This window comes from Streptomyces yokosukanensis, from assembly GCF_001514035.1.
In the GTDB taxonomy this organism is placed as follows: domain Bacteria; phylum Actinomycetota; class Actinomycetes; order Streptomycetales; family Streptomycetaceae; genus Streptomyces; species Streptomyces yokosukanensis.
On sequence record NZ_KQ948253.1, the window covers coordinates 6,562 to 10,817 of the forward strand.

General features: G+C 65.5%; 3 protein-coding genes. All 3 read right to left on the reverse strand.

From position 1 onward, the window contains the following. Window positions 1-295: 295 nt before the first annotated feature. A complete protein-coding gene (locus AQI95_RS43465; protein WP_159056755.1) occupies window positions 296-1,390 on the reverse strand; it encodes a hypothetical protein in 1,095 nt (364 codons plus the stop codon). Window positions 1,391-1,530: 140 nt separating this feature from the next. Continuing rightward, window positions 1,531-2,367, reverse strand: a complete 837-nt coding sequence (locus AQI95_RS43470; protein WP_067136966.1) for a siderophore-interacting protein — start codon at window positions 2,365-2,367, stop codon at window positions 1,531-1,533. Continuing rightward, window positions 2,367-4,256 (reverse strand): thioesterase domain-containing protein (locus tag AQI95_RS43475; RefSeq protein WP_159056756.1); only part of this gene is annotated, 1,890 nt, incomplete at its 5' end. The genes AQI95_RS43470 and AQI95_RS43475, both read right to left, overlap by 1 nt.

Genomic DNA, 4,256 nt, shown 5'->3' on the forward strand with positions numbered 1-4,256 from the left:
GATACGACAACTCCCGCCCGGCACACCGCACCGCCACCGCACCCGGAGAACGCAGCACCTGAGCCGCAAAAGCCGCCTGCACCGATTCGCCGACCAACGCCGCGTGCGACTCAAATGACCGATCGTCGGTAAAATCAACAGCATTTGCAGCATGCATCGCCAATCACTCTCTTTCGGTGTTGAGATCGCACAAATTCGCAGCTACTCGGCGGTGCGGGGACCCCGGCAGCACAGATCGGCGCGGACTAGGACTCGACATTGCCCGCGAGGACAGACCCGGTCGGAGGCCACCGGACTACTCCGCCGGCCGATCCGGCGTGGCGGCACCGAGTCGCCGGTCGCGGAATCGCTGGAGAATCTCCACGGCGGGAACCTTGGAGTCGGGCGTGCGGAGACTCGGTTCGCGATCGCCGCCGAACCTCGAGCAGACCGAGATGTGTGCGTCGTAGGCTGTCGACATCGCATCGAGCAGCAGCCGGTAGGACTTGTCGACGGCTGGAGCGGGCGATGCGACCAACGGCTTGACCCGATGGAGCAACTTGAGCAGTATCCGGTGATCGCGCAACTGGAGACCGCTGAACTTGGCATTGATACGCGGTGGCATCATCGCAGGACGAACAGAATCCGTGTAATGCGTGCGCGTGAAGTCGCCGGCATAGCGCAGCGATGCGCCGGACCCGATCATCAGTACTGTGGCGTCCTCAAGCAGTCCGCAGGCGCTATCGATAGCATCCGGATCGTCCTTGAGGCATTCCTCAAGACAGCCGACCGATACGATCAGTGCCTGGATGAGTGCGAAGAACACTTGGTGACCGAGACGCCAGCGAATCAGGGGATCGCTTTTCACATCGCCGGTTCCCACGTCCGTGCCCTGCGTGTGGGCGCGAGCTGCGTACTCGAACGGCGTGCCGGCCACTCCGAGACGCCACAACATGTGGAAAGTGGTCCAGAATGCCTCACGCAGCTGCGCTCGTTCACCACTGCTGAGGCTTATCCCGGCCGACAGCGCATCGTTGAGCTGGCTGCGGAGGGCTTCGAGCATGGTGTAGGTGAACGTCTCCACCGAGTTCCCGGTGACCCGTATCGCGCCGAAGAACAGGTCATGTTCCTCGTAGAGGTCCTCCGGCAGGGCTTTTCGCTCTGCGTCGGTGTACTTGGTGGCAGCGGCCGGCGAGGTCAGGCAGGCCAGGGCGGCGTCGACTGCGGCCAATGCGCGTCGGTCGGAGTCCTGTGGCGCTATGTCGATGACGGTCCGCAGGGCGTCCGCAGTGCGCTGGTTCATCATGCCTGTGATGGCGCCTCTTGAGGCGGGAAGATGCTCCGCCTTCAACAGGTGCAGGGGTGGCATATCCACATGATGAGCCTGGATTTCAACATCTGCAGCAAGCATTGCCAATTACTCTCTTTCGGTGTTGAGATCACGCAAATTTCGGTCGGCCCAGCAGAACGAAGGTGCACTGGCCCATCGGTGACCTCGCCACCCGCGAACAGGGGGCGCGAGGTCACCGATGTCATGGAGAGGGCCGAGAGCTACGCCGGGGGCGCGTCCTCCACGTCACGGTTCCACTCGGACTTCGAGGACTGCCAGCCGTCTTCGTCCGCCCCGCGTCGCCAGTAGCCGGAAATGGACAGCTGATCGCGTGTCAGGCCGCGTTCGATCCGCAAGTGATGCCGAATCGATTTCACGAAGTGCGCCTCACCATGGACAAAGGCATGCACCGTTCCGGTCGGGAATTCCAAGGAGAACACGGCCTCTTGGAGCGAGTCGCCGATCTGACGCTCCCCGCGGTGCAGCCAGATGATTTCGGCATCGGCCGGTGTCTGGATCTCCTGTTCCTCTTCCGGACCGGAGACCTCGATGAACGCTTTGGCGACCGCTCCTGACGGCATTGCCTCCAGGGAAGCCCCCATCGCGGGCAAGGCGCTCTCGTCTCCGATGAGCAGATGCCAATCGGCCTCCGCCCTGGGCGAGTAGCCGCCGCCGGGACCGATGAAGTAGATCTCTTCCCCGGGCTTGACCTTCGCAGCCCAGGGACCGGCCAGACCCCTTTCACCGTGATAGACGAAGTCCACGGACAGTTCGACGGCATCCGGGTCCCACCGACGCACCGTGTACGTCCGGGTCTTGGGCCACTGGTCCTGGGGGAAGTCCCGGCGAATGGCCGCGATGTCGAACGGCTCGGGGTACTGCACATCCTCCAGCGGAAAGATCAACTTGACGTAGTGATCGGTGTACTGCCCGGCGGTGAACCCTTGCAGGCCCTCGCCGCCCAGCACCACCCTGACCATGTGCGGGGTGACCCACTCGACGCGCAGCACCCGCCCTCGGTGCAGCCTCGACCTATTGGGCGTCGGTTTGTCGGACATCAATTGCTCCTCGCCTGCTTCATTTCATCAGAACTCTTCTTCAGCGCTCGAGCCAGAACTGGAGCAATGTCGGCGAGCGCATCCGCACTCATCATCTGCATGTGCTTGAACGGAGTCACATGCTTTTCGATGTGGCCGCTCACATACGGTTCCCAGACCTCCGCGAGTCCGGTGGACGCACCGTCCCGCCCGGCCGCTTCGAAGAAGAGCACGTCGCCGTCGAACTGCTCGGTGGCTGTTGCCCGGCTGATCTTGAGGTTGTTCTCCGTTATGTCGATGAGAGCGGCAACGGTCCGTTCCTCAAGGCTGGCCAGTGTTCCGCCATGGGACGCGAGAATCTCAAGGATTCGCGGCATCTCGATCGGGTCGTCACCCGGTTCGGCGTGGAAGGCCCCGATTCCGTCGAACGCGAGCTCCAGGAGATCACGCTGGGTGCGCGTGCTGTCCGCGCTGACGTGCCCTCCAGTGCCGGCATCGAGCACAGCCAGCAGGGACACCTGCTCGCCCTCCTGTTGGAGGCGGGCCGCCAGGGTGTGGGCGACCTTTCCGCCGAAGGACCAGCCCAGGAGGGAGTACGGGCCGGACGGCTGGATCGCTCGGATTCGGCCGAGGTAGTCCTCGATCAACTCATCCATGTCGGCGGGGAACGGCTCGTCCGCGGCCAGGCCGCGGGCCTGGAGCCCGTACACCGGGTGCTCCTTCGGGACGTAGCGCAGCAGCCCGGCGTAGCACCAGGCCATGCCGCCTCCGGGGTGCACGCAGAACAACGGCGAACGGCTGCCGACCGGCCGCAGGCTCAGCACGGGCTCCAGGGCGCTGTCCTGCTCCTCGCTGTCCGCCTGGCCCAGGTTCGACAGAGCGGCCACGGTGGGTGTTTTGAGGAGGCTGTGAACCGATAGCTTCACGCCCAGGATCGCCCGGATCCGGCTGACCAGGCGGGTCGCGAGGAGGGAGTGGCCGCCCAACTCGAAGAAGCTGTCGTCGATGCCGACTGTGGGCACGCCCAGGACCTCGGCGAACAGGCCGCACAGGATCTCCTCCCGCGGGGTCCGCGGACCGCGCCCGGCCAGGTCGGCTTCGTACACGGGTGCCGGCAGGGCCCGCCGGTCCAACTTGCCGTTGGCGGTCAGCGGAAGCTGGTCGAGGACCACGAACGCGGAGGGAACCATGTACTCCGGCAGCAGACCGACCGTATGCGTGTGCAGAGCCTCGGTGTCCAGGGTGTCGTTTCCGGCCTCGGCGACCACGTAGGCCACGAGACGCTTGTCGCCCGGATCGTCCTCACGCGCTATGACCGCGACCTGTGCCAGCCCCGGGAAGCGGCCCAGTACGGCTTCGATCTCGCCGAGTTCGATGCGGAAGCCGCGGATCTTGACCTGGTCGTCGACCCGGCCGACGAACTCCAGCAGGCCTTCGCCGGACCAGCGGGCCAGGTCGCCGGTGCGGTACATGCGGCTTCCGGCCGGGCCGAAGGGATCGGCCACGAACCGCTCCGCCGTCAGATCCGCACGCCCGAAGTAGCCCCGGGCCAGCCCCGCACCCGCCAGATACAGTTCGGCGGTGGCTCCTGCCGGTGCCTGTGACAGCGTGTCGTCCAGGATGTAGGCGCGCATGCCGTCCAGCGCACGCCCGACCGGAATCGGCGCCGGCACCACATCGGCCGCGGTCCAGGGAGCCTGGGTCGCGAACAGAGTGGTCTCGGTCGGACCGTAGGCGCAGCGCACGACCGTGTTCGGGCAGTGTTCCAGGACCCGCCGCACCGCGGTCGGCGAGATCACATCACCGCCGGTGATCACCTCCCGCACACCCGCGAAGCAGCCCGGGTCCTCCTCCGCCATCACCCGGAACAGGCCCGCCGTCACCTGAAGCCCGGTGATCGCCTCCTCAGC

What these genes read in the sequence shown, in the direction of transcription:
- AQI95_RS43470 (WP_067136966.1), bottom strand. Translation starts at nt 2,367, where the DNA reads ATGTCCGACAAACCGACGCCCAATAGGTCGAGGCTGCACCGAGGGCGG.
- AQI95_RS43465 (WP_159056755.1), bottom strand. Translation starts at nt 1,390, where the DNA reads ATGCTTGCTGCAGATGTTGAAATCCAGGCTCATCATGTGGATATGCCA.